Source organism: Microbacterium sp. CCNWLW41, assembly GCF_037083505.1.
On sequence record NZ_JBAOJP010000019.1, the window covers coordinates 22620 to 39713 of the forward strand.

The 17094-nt window shown below is 73.0% G+C and carries 13 protein-coding genes; 5 read left to right on the top strand and 8 right to left on the bottom strand.

Translation table 11 applies throughout. The annotated features are described in order from the left end of the window. Window positions 1-131: 131 nt before the first annotated feature. The 5 genes from V6R91_RS35785 (at window position 132) to V6R91_RS35805 (ending at window position 5685) form a co-directional block, all read left to right on the top strand. Window positions 132-1814 carry a molybdopterin-dependent oxidoreductase gene (locus V6R91_RS35785; RefSeq protein WP_271060172.1) on the top strand — a complete coding sequence of 561 codons (1683 nt, stop codon included), beginning with the start codon at window positions 132-134 and terminating at the stop codon, window positions 1812-1814. Window positions 1815-1896: 82 nt separating this feature from the next. After that, window positions 1897-2874, top strand: coding sequence for an ABC transporter ATP-binding protein (locus tag V6R91_RS35790; RefSeq protein WP_336399281.1), 978 nt, complete (start codon window positions 1897-1899; stop codon window positions 2872-2874). Then, window positions 2871-4484: an ABC transporter permease gene (locus V6R91_RS35795; protein WP_336399282.1), complete on the top strand. Its 1614-nt coding sequence runs from the start codon at window positions 2871-2873 to the stop codon at window positions 4482-4484. The genes V6R91_RS35790 and V6R91_RS35795 overlap by 4 nt, the downstream gene beginning before the upstream one ends. A 69-nt stretch (window positions 4485-4553) precedes the next feature. Continuing rightward, window positions 4554-5063 carry a GbsR/MarR family transcriptional regulator gene (locus tag V6R91_RS35800; protein ID WP_231819849.1) on the top strand — a complete coding sequence of 170 codons (510 nt, stop codon included), beginning with the start codon at window positions 4554-4556 and terminating at the stop codon, window positions 5061-5063. Between the two features lie 232 nt (window positions 5064-5295). Then, the gene (locus V6R91_RS35805; RefSeq protein WP_336399283.1) at window positions 5296-5685 is read left to right on the top strand and encodes a hypothetical protein; all 390 of its coding nucleotides are present in this window, start codon (window positions 5296-5298) and stop codon (window positions 5683-5685) included. Between the two features lie 126 nt (window positions 5686-5811). Here the strand turns inward: V6R91_RS35805 and rhuM are convergent, their stop codons facing one another. The 8 genes from rhuM to V6R91_RS35845 form a co-directional block, all read right to left on the bottom strand. Continuing rightward, window positions 5812-6774 (bottom strand): RhuM family protein, encoded by a 963-nt coding sequence (rhuM, locus tag V6R91_RS35810; RefSeq protein WP_336399284.1) that lies wholly within the window; start codon window positions 6772-6774, stop codon window positions 5812-5814. Window positions 6775-6933: 159 nt separating this feature from the next. Beyond that, window positions 6934-8154 carry an ornithine--oxo-acid transaminase gene (gene rocD / locus V6R91_RS35815; protein ID WP_336399285.1) on the bottom strand — a complete coding sequence of 407 codons (1221 nt, stop codon included), beginning with the start codon at window positions 8152-8154 and terminating at the stop codon, window positions 6934-6936. After that, window positions 8154-9047 (bottom strand): dimethylargininase, encoded by an 894-nt coding sequence (gene ddaH, locus V6R91_RS35820; RefSeq protein WP_271060165.1) that lies wholly within the window; start codon window positions 9045-9047, stop codon window positions 8154-8156. Before ddaH ends, rocD begins: the two co-directional genes overlap by 1 nt. An 855-nt stretch (window positions 9048-9902) precedes the next feature. Next, a complete protein-coding gene (locus tag V6R91_RS35825) occupies window positions 9903-11183 on the bottom strand; it encodes an EndoS/ChiA family endoglycosidase (RefSeq protein WP_336399286.1) in 1281 nt (426 codons plus the stop codon). Between the two features lie 147 nt (window positions 11184-11330). Further along, complete coding sequence (locus V6R91_RS35830) at window positions 11331-12278, bottom strand: NAD(P)-dependent alcohol dehydrogenase (RefSeq protein ID WP_336399287.1); 948 nt, start codon at window positions 12276-12278, stop codon at window positions 11331-11333. Window positions 12279-12460: 182 nt separating this feature from the next. Next, the gene (locus tag V6R91_RS35835) at window positions 12461-12688 is read right to left on the bottom strand and encodes a helix-turn-helix transcriptional regulator (protein ID WP_336399288.1); all 228 of its coding nucleotides are present in this window, start codon (window positions 12686-12688) and stop codon (window positions 12461-12463) included. Next, window positions 12688-13119 carry a hypothetical protein gene (locus tag V6R91_RS35840; protein ID WP_336399289.1) on the bottom strand — a complete coding sequence of 144 codons (432 nt, stop codon included), beginning with the start codon at window positions 13117-13119 and terminating at the stop codon, window positions 12688-12690. The genes V6R91_RS35835 and V6R91_RS35840 overlap by 1 nt, the downstream gene beginning before the upstream one ends. 81 nt (window positions 13120-13200) lie before the next feature. Beyond that, window positions 13201-17052: a proline dehydrogenase family protein gene (locus tag V6R91_RS35845; RefSeq protein WP_336399290.1), complete on the bottom strand. Its 3852-nt coding sequence runs from the start codon at window positions 17050-17052 to the stop codon at window positions 13201-13203. Window positions 17053-17094: the final 42 nt, after the last annotated feature.

Sequence of the window (17094 nt, forward strand, 5' to 3'; positions counted from 1 at the left end):
CTGCGCGGACCCGGATCGCCCGCGTGTCGCCGGTGCGACCTCGGCCCCGGTCGCACCCGCTCCGCGAACCGGTTCTGACGAACTCGTCATCTTCGGCCCCACACGTCGGCGCACGCTCCTACGCTGAGCGCATGAGCACGGACGCGCCCGCCCCGCCTCGCGCCCTCGCCGCGGCCGCGGGCATCGCGGGCTCCCTCCTCGGGGTCGGCGTCGGCGAACTCGCCGCGACGCTGCTCGCTCCCGCCTCGGGCCCGCTCGCCGTCGTGGGCGGCGCCCTCATCGACGCCGCCCCCGCCTGGGCGAAGGACGCCGCGATCGCCTGGTTCGGCACGGCGGACAAGGCGGCGCTGCTGGCCGGGATCGCGCTCGTCCTCCTCGCCGCGGCGGCGCTGGCCGGCATCGGCGAGGCCCGCTGGCGGCGCGCCGGATCCGTCGCCGTCCTTCTGATCGGCGTCGGCGTGGGAGCCCTCGCGCTGACCCGCGCCGACGCCGGAGCGTTCGCCTGGGTGCCCGCCGTCCTCGCGGGCCTCGTCGCGGCGGCCGCGCTCGGAGCGCTCGTGCGGACGCTCGCGCCGACCCGGCTCCCCGCTCGCCCGCAGGAGCGCCGCGAGCCGTCCTCGGCGACGACGAGCGATGCCCGCCCGGAGGGTGGCGGCCACGGTTCCCTCCGCGACGACGGATCCGCCGGGGGCGGCACCGCGCCGGCACCGCGGGACCGGGATGCGGCGGGCGCAGGGCGGATCGGCCGCCGCGGCTTCCTCCTCGGCGCGGGAGCCGCCGCCGTCGCGGGCGTGGTGATGACGGTCGCCGGCTCGGCGCTGCGCGCGGGCTCCGCGGCCGTGACCGCCGTGCGCGAGGCGGTCCGCCTTCCCCGTCCCGCCACGCCGGCGCCGCCGATCCCGCCGGGCGCCGCCCTCGACGTGCCCGGCCTCACCCCGCTGATCACCCCCAATCGCGACTTCTATCGCATCGACACGGCCCTCGTCGTGCCCTCGATCGATCCGGGCGCGTGGCGGCTGCGGGTTCACGGGATGGTCGACGAGGAGGTGGAGCTGACGTGGGACGAGCTCCTGGCGCTGCCGCTCACCGAGTCGGCGACGACCCTCTCCTGCGTCTCCAACGTCGTCGGCGGCGATCTCGTGGGAACGGCGGTGTGGCTCGGGCATCCGATCCGCGAACTCCTGGCGCGGGCCCGACCCCACCCGGACGCGGACATGGTGCTGTCCCGCTCCCAGGACGGGTTCACCGCGGGCACGCCGCTCGAGGCGCTCACGGACGACCGCGACGCCGTGCTCGCCGTCGGCATGAACGGCGAGCCGCTGCCTCCCGAGCACGGCTTCCCGGTGCGGATGGTGGTCCCGGGTCTCTACGGCTACGTGTCGGCGACGAAGTGGGTCACGGAGCTGGAGGTCACCCGCTTCGACCGGGCGAGGGCGTACTGGACGGATCGGGGGTGGTCCGCACGAGGCCCGATCAAGCTCCAGTCCCGCATCGACGTCCCGCGGAGGGGACGCGAGACCCGCGCGGGTGACGCCGTGATCGCCGGCGTCGCGTGGCGGCCGGGCACGGGGATCGGCGCCGTGGAGGTCCAGGTGGACGACAGACCCTGGCAGCGGGCGCAGCTCGCCCCCGCGATCTCCGCCGACACCTGGGTGCAGTGGCGGCTGCCGTGGCGGGCCGAACCCGGGGACCACCGGATCCGCTGCCGCGCGATCGGCGCCGACGGCGAGGTGCAGACGGCGACGGAGTCGCTGCCCGCACCGGACGGCGCCACGGGCTGGCACACGGTCCGGGCGACCGTCGCGCCCGCGTGAGCCCGGGTGCGCCGCGATCCTCACGGAACCCTAACGCTTCACTCTCTTCACGAATTCGTGAAATCCGCGTACGCTCGCCGTCATGAACACGATCATCCGCACGCGCGGGCTCACCAAGCACTACGGTCGCGTGCACGCCCTCGACGGACTCGACCTCCACGTCGACGCCGGCCAGGTGCACGGCTTCCTCGGCCCGAACGGCGCGGGCAAGTCCACGACCATCCGCATCCTCCTCGGGCTCGCCCGGCGCACCGGCGGCGAGGCCGAGGTCTTCGGCGAGGAGCCGTGGAGCGCCGCCGCCCGCCTGCACCGGCGCATCGCCTACGTCCCCGGCGACGTCAGCGTCTGGCCGAACCTCTCCGGCGGCGAGGCCATCGACCTCCTGGCGCGGCTGCGGGGAGCGCGGACCACGCATCCGTCCTATCGCGCGCAGAAGCACCGCCTGATGGACGCGTTCCAGTTCGACCCCACGAAGAAGGGGCGCTCCTACTCCAAGGGCAACCGGCAGAAGGTCGCACTGATCGCCGCCTTCGCCGTTCCGGCGGAGCTCTACATCCTGGACGAGCCGACCAGCGGCCTGGATCCGCTCATGGAGGTGATGTTCCGCCGCGAGGTCGCCCGCGTCCGCGAGGCCGGGGCGACCGTGCTGCTGTCCAGCCACATCATGTCGGAGGTCGAGCAGCTGTGCGACCGGGTGTCGATCATCCGGGAGGGTCGGATCGTGGAGTCCGGCACCCTCGCTGAGCTGCGGCACCTGACGCGGACGGAGATCTCGTTCGACGGCGAGGACGCCGCAGGGCTCGCCGGCATCCCCGAGGCGCACGACGGGACGGCCCAGGAGGGGCGCGTCCGGTTCACGGTCGACAGCGACCGGGTCATCGCCGTCCTTCCCGAGCTGGTCCGCCGCGACGTCACCGGCCTCCGGATCGAGCCGCCGTCCCTGGAGGAGCTGTTCCTCCGCCACTACGGCGACGACCTGGCCGACCAGGAGCGCGACGACGAGCACGAGGCCGGCGGCGACGCGCCGCGCACCCGGCGGACCGCGAAGGCCGGCCGATGATCGCTCTGCTGCGCCAGCGGCTGCGCCGCGATCGGCTCCAGCTCCTGCTCTGGATCCTCGGCACCGTGGCGCTCGCCCTCGCCGCCGTGGGCGGGGCGTCCTCGTCCTACGGCACGGAGAAGGAGCGCACGGAGGTCCTGGCCACCGTCATGGCGAACCCCGTGATCCTGCTGTTCCGGGGCCTCCCCTCCGGCGCCGAGCGGGCGGCGTTCACGCTGTTCCTGATCCTGCCGTTCCTGGCGATGCTCGCCGGGTTCCTGAGCACGTTCCTGGCCGTCCGGCACACCCGCGCCGAGGAGGAGCTCGGACGCGCGGAGCTCGTCGCCGCCACGGCGGCGGCCCGGCTGACGCCGCTGCTCGCCACGATCGTGCACGGCGTGCTGGCCGACGTCGTCCTGGGCCTGCTCGTGGCCGCGTCGTTCCTGTCGGCGGGCTTCCCCGCCGCGGGATCGGCTGTCGCCGGGCTCGCCGTGGCCTCGGTCGGCCTGTGCTTCCTGGGCGTCGGCCTCGCCGCCGGGCAGATCATGCGGACCTCGCGCGGAGCCAACGCCCTGGCCGTGTGGCTCCTCGTCGGGACCTACGTGATCGCGGGGCTGGGCAACGCCCTGGGCACGCCGAACGACGACCTGACCCGAATGGAGTCGAGCCCCCTCGCCTGGTTCTCGCCGTTCGGGTGGGCCATGAACACGCGCCCGTACGCAGATGACGCGGTCTGGCCGGCCCTGCTGGGGATCGGCGCGGGCGCGGCGCTGACGCTGGCCGCGATCGGGGTGCAGTCGGTGCGTGACATCGGGGCGGGGATCGTGCCCGAGCGGCGCGGACGGACGGACGCTCCGGCCGCCCTGGCCTCCGGGGCCGGACTCGTGTGGCGGCTGACCAGGGGGTCCGTGCTCGGATGGGCCGCGGGCGCCCTGGTGACGGGACTGCTGGCGACGAGCCTCGCCGCGGTGGTGAACGAGATCGGGACGAAGGTCGAGGCCGTCCAGCGGATCTTCGAGGCGCTGTCGGACCGCGGGGGCCTCGAAGAGGGGCTGATCGTGATCTTCTACATCATCGTGGGCGTGCTCGCGGCGTGCGCCGCGGTGCAGACCGTGTGCCGCGCACGGCAGGAGGAGGCGCACGGCACAGCCGAGGCTGTCCTGGCGACCGCGGTCGACCGGGTCCGCTGGCTCGCCGGCTACGTGGGGGTGGCCGTGCTCGCCGTCGTCCTCGTCGCGGCGGCGGCGGTCGCCGGATCCGCCCTCGGCGTGGCCGGGCGCGGGGACGAGGCCGGTCCGCTCCTGCGCGGGGCCGCCCTGGCCGGCGCCGGGCAGGCCGCGGCGGCGTGCGTGTTCCTCGCCCTCACGGCGCTGGTGTTCGTGCTCCTGCCCCGGGGCACGGTCGCCGTCGGCTGGACCCTCGTGCTGCTGGCCGTGATGGTCGGCCTGTTCGGCCCGCTGTTCTCCCTGCCGGACTGGCTCGCGAACGCCTCGCCGTTCGCGCAGACGCCGACGGTCTCGGGCGACGAGATCGATCCCCAGGGTGTGTGGTGGCTGATCGCGGCCGCCGCGGCGGGCATCGCCGCCGCGCTCGGGCTCATGCGGCGTCGCGAGCTGCACCCGGCAGGATGATCCGTCCCGTCCGGGCCCGGAAAGCACCACGGGCCCGGACGCGACGAGCACGGATGGGAAGATGGACGGATGACGACCGACGCGGCCGCCGGCACAGGACCGGGGAAGGAGCCTCCCGCGCACCAGGGCGTCGACGCGGCCGAGGACGCCGCGGCGATGATCGCGTCCGTCGGCTTCCCCCGGATGCCCGCCCGCGTCCTCATGGCCCTCATCGCGGCGCCCGCGGAGGGCTACACGGCCGGAGACCTCGCCGAGCGCCTGGGCGTGAGCGCGGCCGCCGTGTCCGGCGCGGTCCGCTACCTCCAGACGATCCAGGTGATCCGCCGGGTGTCCCGCCCGGAGACGCGGCGCGACCGCTACGTCATCGTGTCGGACACCTGGTACGGCCTGATGACCAACAACGGGCCCATCTACGAGCGCCTCGCCGCCCACATCGAGGCCATCGGCGACGCGCACGCGGACGACCACGCCGCGCGGGACCGGGCCGCGGAGATGGCGGACTTCTTCCGCTTCATGGCCGCGCGGATGCCGGCGCTGGTCGACGAGTGGGAGGCCCAGCGGCGCTCCCGCGACGACTGAGCCGCCCCGGTCCGCGACCGGCGCCCGCATGGACGGCCGTTCTCGGCGACGTGGTCGGACAGGCGGCGCCCGGCGTCCGACGTGGCGGCGCACCGGGTAGCGGCGTCCGACGTGGCGGCGCGCCGGGTAGCGGCGTGCGACGTGGCGGCGCGCAGCGCGATCCCATGAGCACGCGCCGGCCGTTTGTCAATGCCCTCGGACGAGGTCGGATCCGGGGTCTAGCGTGCCGGGCATGGACGAGCAGCAGGACCGGAACACCTCCCCGCACGACGACGGATCGGGGCAGCACCCGCACACTCCGGGTCAGGATCCGCGCGGCAGCGGCGAACCCCGCCAGCCCGAGGACGACGCCGTCGAGCCGGACCCCACCGACCCCGACCTCGTCGTCGCGGATCGATCGCTCGCCGAGCAGGAGGGGGCGACCGGCGCCGGGCACGTCCGCGACGAGGACTCGGCGTCGGACGAGCCCCGGACCGATCCGGAGGCACCGCAGGAGCAGACCGCACCGCGCCAGGACGCGCCGCTCGGCGGCGACGAGAGCACGCAGGAGCGCCTGCAGGCCGACACCGAGGTGGAGGAGGACGCGATCCGCGGCCTGGATCCCGACGATTCCCCCGCCTGACGCCCGCGGACTCTTCGGATCCTCGTCAGATCCTCGGTTTCGGGGCGGAGAGCGGGGGTTCGGGGTGCCGGACGGGCCCGTTTCGGTCCGTCCGGCGCCCCAAACCCCCGACTCCGGACCCCGCCGTCAGCTCGCGAGGGGTTCGCCGTTGAGCATCCGGAGGACGAGCGCGATCATGAGGTCCTTCTCCTTCGGATCACTCATCGCGATCAGAAGGGTGATCGCGGCCAACGCGTTGTTCGAGATCAGCGTCGTCCCATCGGGACCGCGCAGGGCACCGTTGCGCTCTAGGAAGAGGACGAAGAGGGCCGCTCCCGTACGCTTGTTCCCGTCCGACAAGGGATGATCCTTGATCACGAAGTAGAGGAGGTTCGCGGCCTTCTCCTGCGCCGTCGGGTAGAGCTCGCTTCCCCCGAAACGCTGGTAGACGGCGCCGATGACCCCTCGGAGCGCATCCCCTCGCTCGCCGCCGAGAAGGGTGTCCTCCGGGAAGTCCCGTCGGATCCGCTCGATCACGGACCGCGCTTCGTCATACGTCAGCACCCAACGCTCAGCGTCCCCCGCACCGGACCGCAACTCACCCTCGTCGTAGTCGCGCAACGTCCGCAGGCTCGGTAGATATCCCGCCAGGACGTCGGCGACCCCTGCCGCGACGGCGTCGGTACTGCGCGCCAGCACCGTGACAATCGACCCGATCTCATCCAGCCGGCGCTGGTTGGTCGCAGCCCCCTCGACCACGTACCGCTTCAGCACCGATGTGGCCCACGCCCGGAAGTTCACCCCCTCGGGCGACTTCACGCGGTATCCCACCGAGAGCACCATGTCGAGGTTGTAGTGCTCGACCTGTCGTTGAACCCACCGGCCGCCCTCCTCTTGAACTGTCGCAAATTTTGCGACAGTTGGGAGTCCTGCCAGCTCCTCTCGCCGCGCGTTCGCGACGTGCTTTCCGATCGTCTTCACGTCGCGACCGAAGAGGGTGGCCAGCTGAGCCCGCGTCAGCCAGACATCCTCACCCTCCGTGCGTACCTCCAACGAGACCGAGCCGTCCTTCGACCGATACAGCTCAGCGTGGGGCTTCTCCTCCGCCATGCGACGCCCTTCTCCGATGCTGGTGCCTCGACCCTAGCGCCGACTCGGAAGGGGAGAGTAGACGGATCGGTTTCGGGGCGGAGAGCGGGGGTTCGGGGTGCCGGACGGGCCTGTTTCGGTCCGTCCGGCGCCCCAAACCCCCGACTCCGGACCCCGCCGTCAGCTCGCGAGGACGACGCGGAGCTGCTCCAGCGCCCAGTCGATCTCGGTGGGCCGGATCACGATCGGCGGCGCGATCCGGATCGTCTGGCCGTGGGTGTCCTTCACCAGGACCCCGCGCTCGGAGAGCTGCTCGGCGATCTCGCGTCCGGTGCCGCGTGCCGGATCGATGTCGACGCCGGCCCACAGACCGGCCACGCGGATCCCTGTGACGCCCTGTCCGATGAGGCTCTCCAGCCCGGTGCGCAGGTGGTCGCCGAGGGCCTTCGCGCGCTCCTGGAACTCGCCGGACTCCAGCATCTCCACCACCCGCAGGCCGACGGCGGCGGCCAGCGGGTTCCCGCCGAAGGTCGAGCCGTGCTCGCCGGGACGGATGACCCCGAGCACGTCACGGTTCCCGACGACGGCGGACACGGGCAGCAGCCCTCCGCCGAGCGCCTTCCCCAGCAGATACAGATCGGGGACGACGCCTTCGCGGTCGCAGGCGAAGGTCTCGCCGACACGGCCGAGTCCGGACTGGATCTCGTCGGCGATGAACAGCACGTTCCGCTCGTCGCAGATCTCCCGGATCCGACGGAGATACCCGTCCGGAGGGATGATCACGCCCGCCTCGCCCTGGATCGGCTCGACGAGCACCGCGACGGTCTCGTCCGTGATCGCCGCAGCGATGGCGTCCGCGTCCCCGTAGGGCACGACGTCGAAACCGGGGGTGTACGGACCGAAGTCGTCGTGCGCGGTCTCGTCGTCGCTGAAGCTGACGATCGTCGTCGTGCGTCCGTGGAAGTTCCCGGCGGCGACGACGATGCGCGCCGCCCCGTCGGCGACGCCCTTGACGCGGTACCCCCACGCGCGGGCGACCTTGATCCCCGTCTCCACGGCCTCGGCGCCGGTGTTCATCGGGAGCACCAGCTCCTTGCCGCACAGGCGTGCGAGCCCCTCGGCGAACGGCTCCAGGCGGTCGCTGCGGAAGGCGCGGCTGATGAGCGCGATCCGTCCGAGCTGCTCCTCGAGAGCCGCGACGAGAGCGGGGTGGCGATGCCCGAAGTTCACCGCCGAGTACGCCGCGAGCAGGTCCAGGTAGCGCTTGCCCTCGACGTCCGTGACCCACGCGCCGTCGCCGCGGGCGATCGTCACCGGCAGGGGCCGGTAGTTCGTCGCGACGTGCGGCTCCGCGGCGTCGGGCGCCGTCTGCTGGTCGGTGGCGTGGAGGGCGTCCGACATCAGGCGCCCCGCAGCTCGAGGGTGCAGCACTTGATCCCGCCGCCGCCGAGCAGCAGCTCGGAGAGGTCGACGGTGATCGGGTTGTAGCCGCGCTCGCGCAGCTGCTTCTCGAAGCCGGTCGCGCGCGGCGAGATGATGACGTTGTAGCCGTCGCTGGCCGAGTTCAGGCCGAACACCGCGCCGTCCTCGTCCGAGACGAGGATCGCGTCCGGGAACCGCTCCTCGAGGATGGCGCGGCTGGCGTCGTCGAAGGCGCCGGGCAGGTAGGCGATGTTGGCCCGCTCTGGTCCGCCGTTCTCGACGCCGACGACCGGGTCGAGGACCGTGAGGGCGGTGTCGAGGTGGTAGAAGCGCGGGTCGACGAGGTTCAGCGAGACGACCTCGCGGCCGAAGACCTCACCCACCTCGCGGTGGCTGTCGCCGGTGGAGCGGAAGCCGGTCCCGGCCAGGATCACGTCGCCGGCGAGCAGGAAGTCCCCCTCGCCCTCGTTGACCTCCTCCGGCAGGACGGTGTCGAAGCCGTTCGCGCGGAACCACTCCGCGAAGGCCGGGGCCTCGCCCTGACGCTCGGCGAAGCGGAACTCCGGCACGTAGGCGCGGCCGCCGATGACGAACCCGCCGTTGGCGGTGTAGACCATGTCCGGGTAGCCCGCGAGCGGCTCGATGAGCTCCACCTCGTGGCCGAGCTCCACGTACAGGTCGTACAGCTTCTGCCACTGCGCGACCGCCTTGGCGGTGTCGGTCGGGTTCGCCGGCTCCATCCACGGGTTGATCGTGTAGCTGACGGTGAAGTGCTCGGGTCGGCACATCAGGTAGCGGCGGTGGTGCGCGGTGCGGGCTCCGGCAGGCTCGGCGATCGGACGGGCGGTCGTGGCGGTCTCAGGCGTCGACATGGATGCTCTCCTCGGAAAGGGATGCGGCGGACGCTGTCCAGGGGCCCGGCGGGCCTTCGACCCGGGCTCTCGCGGAGCTGCCGGGGAAGATGCGACACGGGCACGCCAGCGTCCATTCTCGCACCACATGCCCCCCGCCGCCATCCGGCGCCCGTCAGCGATCCCGCCCCTGCCCCGGAGGTATCCTGCGGCGGATCCCTTCGCCGCCCCGATCGGAGAAGCCCGCCTCCGGCGGAGAGACCCATCGATTCTCTCCGTCGGATCGACAGACCTCCGCGGGAGCAAGAGACCTCCGCGAGAGCGGGAGATCTCCGACGCAAGCATCACGGACTGCCGAGACCCGCACGCAGGATCCGGGACCCAGACTGCGGAGACCCCCTCTTCCCGCGGAGGAATCTCAGGAATGCCACCGCCAGAGCGGGAGAACTCCGCGGAAGAGCCACGAACCCACCTCCCCGGTCCCGCCTTCCCGTTCCGTCACCCTTTGCGCGGAGAACTCCACTCCCACGGAGAGATTCCGGGAGTCCTCCCGCCCGAGCAGCAGAACTCCGCCAGAGAAGCAGAAGTCCGCCAGAGCAGCAGAACTCCGTCAGAGAAGCAGAAGTCCGCACAAGAATCACAGATCCAGCTCCCCGACCCCGCTTCCTGTTCCCACGGACGACCCCACCAGCCGCGGACGAATCCCGCGGATCCCTCCGTCGGAGCGAGCGAAGTCCGCGGGACGGAAAGGACGCCGCGGGAAGGAGAGAACTCCGCGGGACGGACAGGACGCCGAGGGAAGGAGAGAACGCCGCGGGGCCGGGATCCGCGGCGGGACCCCGGCCCCGGCACACGCGGCCGGTCGAGCGCCTGGGGTCAGCCCCAGACGGGGTGGCCGGCGAGGGTGGCCGCGGCGGAGTCGGCCGTGTCCCACCAGCGCTGCGTGACCGACACGGTCATCGGCGGGCGCACCGGACGGTCGAGCGTGGCGGTCCAGGTGCCGTCGGAGCCGACGACCGCCGTGGCCGGGGACGGCAGTCGCCCCTTGCCCGAGGTCATCAGCCGCACCTCCGCGCCCGCCACGCCGGTGCCGGTCACGGTCGCCTTGTCGGCTCCGAGCGCCGCGGTGGGCGCGGGCGGTGCCGCGGGCGTGACCCCGGCGGCCTCGTCCTGCATCGCGATCAGACGCTTCGACCAGGAGAAGTCCGACTTGGTGATCGTGTCGTCTCCGACGACCTTGCCGTCGCGGTCCACGGCGTACGAGAAGATGCCGCCCTTGGTCGCGCCCTGCGGCTGCCACTGCGCGTACTGCGCCGCGCGCGAGGTCTCGAACGGATCGCGCGTGTCGCCCCAGTCGGCGCCGCGCTCCTCGTAGAAGGAGAAGCCGATCAGGTACTGGCAGGGGTGGAAGTAGGGGGCGTAGGAATCCCAGGTCCGCTGGAGCCCGGAGACCTGGCGACCGTACGACTGGACGAGCACGTAGGAGACGTAGGGGGCGATGCGCGCCGTGAGCGGATGCGTGCCCTCCTTGTTCGTGTCGTAGACGAACAGCCGGTCGGTGCCCGACTGCGGCCCGATGTGCGCGCTCAGCGCCTCGAAGACCCCGGCGGCGCGGTTCACCTGCGCCGCGGAGAGCTCGCGCTCCATGTCCACGTCCAGGCCGTCCAGTCCGTCGTCGGTGACGTACTCCGCGAGGATCTGCTGTGCCGCGGCGTCGTAGGCCTCGGGGGTGTCGGCGGCGGGCGCGTCCAGGATCACGCCGATGTCGACGGTGCGGACGAGCTTCGTGCCCTGGGCGTGCAGGTTCGGGACGTACTCGTCCCGCAGCACGTCCCAGAACTTCGAGTCGTCGCTGACGTAGTTGCTGAACACGAACGCGACGTCGACCCCGCGGGGCAGGTCGTCCATGCGCTGCTCGTTGAAGGCCGGGTTCTCCGGCTCGTTCTCGCTTCCGGGCCACGATGCGTACTTGTCGCGCCAGGTCCGGTAGTACGCGAAGTACTGCGGTTCCGCGGAGCACTGGGCATCGGAGCCAGGCACGGACGCCGCAGCCGGGACCTGCGCGGCCGGGACCTGCGCGGCCGCCGCCGGAGCCGCGAACAGCAGCCCGGAGGCGGCGACTCCCAGCGCGGTGAGAACGGACAGGGACTTCTTCATCGTCTCTCCAAACGTCGTCGTCGGATCCATCCATCGCTCATAAAGCGATTTAGTGAGACGCTAGCAGACGACGAATTTGTCGGGAAGTGTCCTTAACTTTTCCCGCTATACCGATTCAGTTCCGGTGCACCGCGTCCCCGTGGAACCTCACGCCCCGTCCGCGACCCGGACGACGACCTTCCCGCGGACGTGCCCGCCGCTCACCTGGACCAGCGCCTCCCCCGCCTGGGCGAACGCCGCCTCCCGCTCGACGACCGGCGCGATCCGCCCCCTCGCCATGAGCGACAGCACGTCCCGGGTGATCTCCGCGTGCGGCTGCGCAGCGAGGGACACGGCCCTGCGGCGGGACCCGATCGAGCACAACGCCGCACGGATCATTCGCGGCACGGGGCCGAGGACGCGTCCGCCGTCGCCGGTGACGAGGACGACGCGGCCCCCGTCACGCACGAGCCGCTGCAGCCGGCGCACGGGCACGCGACCGGCGATGTCGACGACCGCGTCGAAGCTCGCCGCCGCCAGCGCGTCGAGCGCTTCCCCCGCACCGCCCTCCGCGCGGTGGTCGAACACCCGCGTCGCACCGAGCCCCTCGACCAGCTCGCGACTGCGATCCCCGCACGTCGCCCAGACCTCGGCGCCCCGCAGGACGGCGATCTGCACGGCGAAGGTCCCGACACCCCCGGACGCGCCGAGCACGAGCACCCGGCCGCCCGAGCCGCCCACGCCATCCGCCGGGCCCGTCGCGAGCCCCGCGGCATCCCAGGCCTGCCACGCGGTGCCGGCGGCGATGGGCACGCACGCGGCGAGCGCGGCATCCACGCCTGCCGGCCGGATCGCGATCCGGTCCGCGGGCACCGTCGCGTACTCGGCCAGGCCCCCTCCCCCGGGCAGTTCAGCGACGACCTCGTCGCCGAGGCCGACGCCGTCCACCCCGGCCCCGAGGGCGACGACGGTGCCGGCGACGTCCATGCCTCGCACCGGGAACCGGGGGCGGATCAGTCCGTAGACGAGGCGCACCAGGAGCGGGTCCCCACGCAGCAGCCGCACGTCGCCCGCGTTCAGCGCCGTGGCCCGCACGCGCAGCAGCACCCCCCCCACGCCCCGGACGCGGCGTCGGAAGCTCCTGGAGGCGGACCCCCTCCGCCGGGCCGTACGTCTCGCGGACCCACGCCCGCATGGAGCCCGGGATCTCCGGCCGCCCCGGCGCCGGGCCACCGCCCTGCGCCCGCCCTCTCAGACCGTCGTCTCCGCTCACGTCCACGTCGTCATCCCCGCTCACGTCAGCCCTCCCCGGGCACGTCCGGGTACTGGAACAGGTCGTCGATCGCCACCCCGAACGTGCGGGCGATCTGGAAGGCGAGCTCCAGGGTCGGCGAGTACCGCCCCTGCTCGATCGCGATCAGCGTCTGCCGGGTGACCCCGATGCGTCGCGCCAGCTCCGCCTGCGTGAGTCCGGCGTCCTCGCGGTGCGCCCGGATCGTATTGGTGACGCGGGTGGGCTTGACCATCACACGAGCCCCCGGCGATACGCGATCACGCGGGCGACTCCGCCGAGGATCGAGGACACCGCGAACCCGGCGAACATGACGTGCGCGATCCAGAACACGTCGGCCCGCACGGCGCACAGCACGAGCACCCCGAGGCCCGCGATCACGAGGAACGCGTGCTCGACGCGCCCACCCATCCACCCGATGTCGCGGTCGCGGATGTCCGTCGCCATCGCCTCCCGATCGCGCGCCTTGGCGAGGATCCACCACCCGATCGTCAGGAGGATGCTGAGCAGGATGCCGCCGCCGATCGTCCCGATCATCAGCGGGGGCCAGTCGACGCCGGTCAGGGGGCCGCCGGCCGCGGCGACGGACAGCAGGATCGCGTAGACGGCGACTCCGGCGATGCCGACGACGAGCTCCGTCCACGCCGCACGCTCGTGATAGACCATGGCGACCTCCGATGTAAAAGATTCTTTACAGGAAAGGTACGACCGCGCGAGTCAGAATGTCAAGAATCTTTTACTTCGGGATCAGATGACGGACTCGCTCCACGGATCCGGGTTGCCGTAGCGGTGCGCCGTGATCGAGATCGACTGTTCGCGGAGGAACGGCAGCAGCTCGATGCGCCCGGCGGTCGTCACCTCGCCGGAGTGGATCGCAAGGTCCGGGTCCCCGTCCACGGCCTCGGCGAGTCGTCGGTGCAGGCCCGCGACCGCCACCGTGGGTCCGACCAGCCGCACGCGGTCCGCGACGCGCGGTGACTCGGGATCGCGCTCTGCCGTCCCGCGGCGCGCGATGCGCTGGATCCACTCGTCGTCCGACTCCACGAACACCACGAACCCCTGGTCGCCGAGCACGCGGCGGACGCCGGCGGGAAGGCCGACCGGCGTCGAGAGCGTGACCTCCGCACCCGTGCGGATGCCGGCGAGCGCGACGCGCAGCAGCTCCCGCCACTCGGCGTCGCCGGTCGCCCGCACCGCCACCGGCACTGGGCGGTAGCGGAAGAGGTTGCGTTCGACGCCGAGACGCGAGACGTCCCGGACGCGGCCGAACTCGCGGTCCCAGGCCAGCGCGTCCGAGAGCGCGGCCCGGCGCAGCCACTCGAACGCCGGGTAGTCGAGCGACGGCTGGGCCGCCTCGATCAGCGCCGTGATGCGCGTGTCCAGACCGCGCAGGTGCAGCGTGCTCGACGCCGCCCCTCCGCCGGTCCCCCGCCAGGATCCGAGGCCCACGAGGTGGTTCGGCCCGCCCGCCTTCGCTCCGGTTCCCACCGAGGACCGCTTCCAGCCGCCGAAGGGCTGACGCTGCACGACGGCGCCCGTGATCCCGCGGTTGACGTAGAGGTTCCCCGCCTCGACGCGGTCCAGCCAGAGGGCGAGGTCGTCCGCGCTCTGGGTGTGCAGCCCGGCGGTCAGCCCGTAGTCCACGGCGTTCTGCAGCTCGATCGCGCGCTCCAGCGTCGGGGCGAGCATGATCCCGAGCACCGGCCCGAAGAACTCCTCGCGGTGGAACCGGGAGCCCGGCTGCACCCCGAGGCGGATCCCCGGACGCCACAGTCTCCCCTCGGCGGCCAGTGCGGCGTCGAGGTCCGTCGGCTCGACGGGCTCCGGACGGATCATCCACTTCTCGTCGCCCTCCAGCTCCGTGAGCGCCCACAGGAGCTTGCCCGAGGGGCGCTCGATGACCGGGCCGACCTCGGCCAGCGGATCCGACGGCAGAGCGACGTGGAGCGACCGGGTGGCGTCGGCCAGCTGCCGGGCGAAGCGCTTCGACCGCCCGACCGGGCCCACGAGGATCGCGAGCGAGGCGGCCGAGCACTTCTGCCCGGCGTGCCCGAAGGCGCTGCGGACGAGGTCGGCGACGGCGAGGTCGAGGTCGGCCGAGGGGGCGACGACGATCGCGTTCTTGCCGCTCGTCTCCGCCTGCAGCGGCAGGTCCGGACGCCAGCTGCGGAAGAGCGCCGCGGTCTCCCAGGACCCGGTGAGGATCACCCGGTCGACGTCGGGGTGCGTGATGAGGCGCCGGCCCAGCCCGCCCTCGTCGATGTCGACGAGCGCGAGGACGTCGCGCGGGATCCCCGCGTCCCACAGCGCCGCCGCGATCACGGCCGCGCAGCGGCGCGCCTGCGGAGCGGGCTTGAAGACGACGCCGGATCCGGCCGCGAGCGCGGCCAGCACCCCGCCGGACGGGATCGCGAGCGGGAAGTTCCAGGGCGGTGCGACGACCGTCACCCGGGAGGGCACGAACGCCGCTCCGGGGATGGTGTCGAGCTCGCGCGCCTTCGCCGCGTAGTACTTCGCGAAGTCGACGGCCTCGCTGACCTCGGTGTCCGCCTCGGCGAGGACCTTCCCGGTCTCGGACGCCGCGACCTCGATCAGCTCGTCGCGGCGCGACTCCAGGACCGCCGCCGCACGCAGCAGGATCTCCGCACGCTCCGACGCCGGACGGGTTCCCCACCCCGGAGCCGCGTCGCGCACGCGCCCGACGACCCGTTCCAGCTGGTCCGGATGCTCGATCCGCGCCGACGGCAGCAGGCCGGTGCCTGCCGTGGACCCGGGGATCCGCTGCAGGATGCCGCGGGCCCATTCGCGGTTGGCCGCGAGCGCGGGGTCGGTGTCCGGCGTGTTCGAGAACCCGGGGGCGCCGAGCGCGGCCTCGCGGGTGTCCTCCCGCTCGGCGTAGACGGCGGTCTCCACGAAGGTGTCCGCGGGATCCGCCGAACGGGCGATCCCCAGGACCGCCTGCGTGAGGGGGCCGTCCAGGTCGAGGGCGTCCGAGGCGCGCACCATGGATTCGTGGACGGGGGCGGCGCGGTCCTGCGAGCGGCGCGGGCCGATGCGCAGGTCCGGGTCGACCGAGCGCTCCAGGGAGGCGCCGAACCGGGTGATCTCCCGGTCCAGCAGATCGTGGTCCTCGTGCAGGCGGAAGGCGGCGGAGAGGAAGTTCTCCGGCGAGGCGTTCTCCTCCAGCCGGCGGACGAGGTAGCTGATGGCGACGTCGAACTCGTGCGGGTCCACGACGGGCACGTAGAGACGCACCGGTCCCACGTCGCGGCGCACGGCCTCCACCTGCGCCTGAGCCATCCCCAGCAGCATCTCGAACTCGATGTCGGACGCGGCGTTGTCGTCGCCGGCGGTGGGCGCGGTCAGGCCCCGCTCCTGGGCGAGGAGCCACGCGTAGGCGACGTCGAAGAGGTTGTGGCCGGCGATCCCGACCCGCACCGCGCGCGTCGCCTCCGGCCGCAGCGCCTCGTCGAGGCAGCGCAGGTAGTTGGCGTCGGTGTCGACCTTCGCGTCGTACGGCGCGGCCGGCCAGCCGTGCACGGCGGCCTCGACCTTCTCCATGGCGAGGTTCGCGCCCTTGACCAGACGCACCTTGATGCGCGCACCGCCGTGGTCCACCCGGTCCTGCGCCCATGCGGTCAGCTCCCGGAGCGCCGGCAGCGCGTCGGGCAGGTACGCCTGGAGCACGATCCCGGCTTCGAGGTGCTTGAGGCGCGGATCCTCGAGGATCCGCGTGAAGACGGCGATCGTAAGGTCGAGGTCGCGGTACTCCTCCATGTCGAGGTTCAGGAACGTCGTGCCGGTGAGCGCCCCCGCGCGGCTGAGGGGCCCGGTGTGCGCGGCATTCGCGTCCGGGGCCGGATCGCCCGGCCGGTGCCCGGTGGCCGGATCCGCGGCCGTGAGGTAGAGCGGGAGCAGGCGGTCGACGATCTCCTGGACGGTCTCCTCGAACGCCCACAGCGAGATCCGGCTCTTGATCGCCGAGACCTTGACGGAGACGTAGTCGACGTCCGGCCGGCGGATGAGGTCGTGGATGCCGTCGAGCCGCCTCCGCGCCTCGTTCTCCCCCAGCACGGCCTCGCCGAGGAGGTTCAGGTTCAGTCGCGCGCCGCTCTCCCGGATCCGGGCGATCGCAGGGCCGAGCTTGTCCGGACGGGCGTCGACGATGAGGTGGCCGACCATGTCCCGGAGGACCCTGCGGGCGATCGGGACGGTGGGGGCGGGCAGCGCCGGCGCGATCCCTCCGCCCACGCGCACGGCGGCCTTGAGGTACCACGGGAGGAAGTCCGGGACGAGCGGTGCGATCCGACGCAGACCGCTCGCGGCGGCGCCCAGGCTCTCGGGGCGCATCACGCCGTCGACGAAGCCCAGGGTGAACGGCAGTCCGTTCGGGTCCTGCAGCACCCCCGCCAGGCGCTCGGCCCCGGACTCGGCCGCACGCCCGCGGGCGGCGCGGCGGACGCTCCCCTCGGCCCGCGGCTCCGCCGACGCGCCCCCGCCCGCCTCGGCGGCGGCGCCGGCCTCCTCGATCCACCGCTGGGCGAGCTCCACGGCCCGCCGTGCGCGATCCCGGTCCTCGTCGCTCAGCTTCTGCGGCATATGCGTGTCTCGTCCTCCTGATCGCCCGTGCCGGGCGTGCTC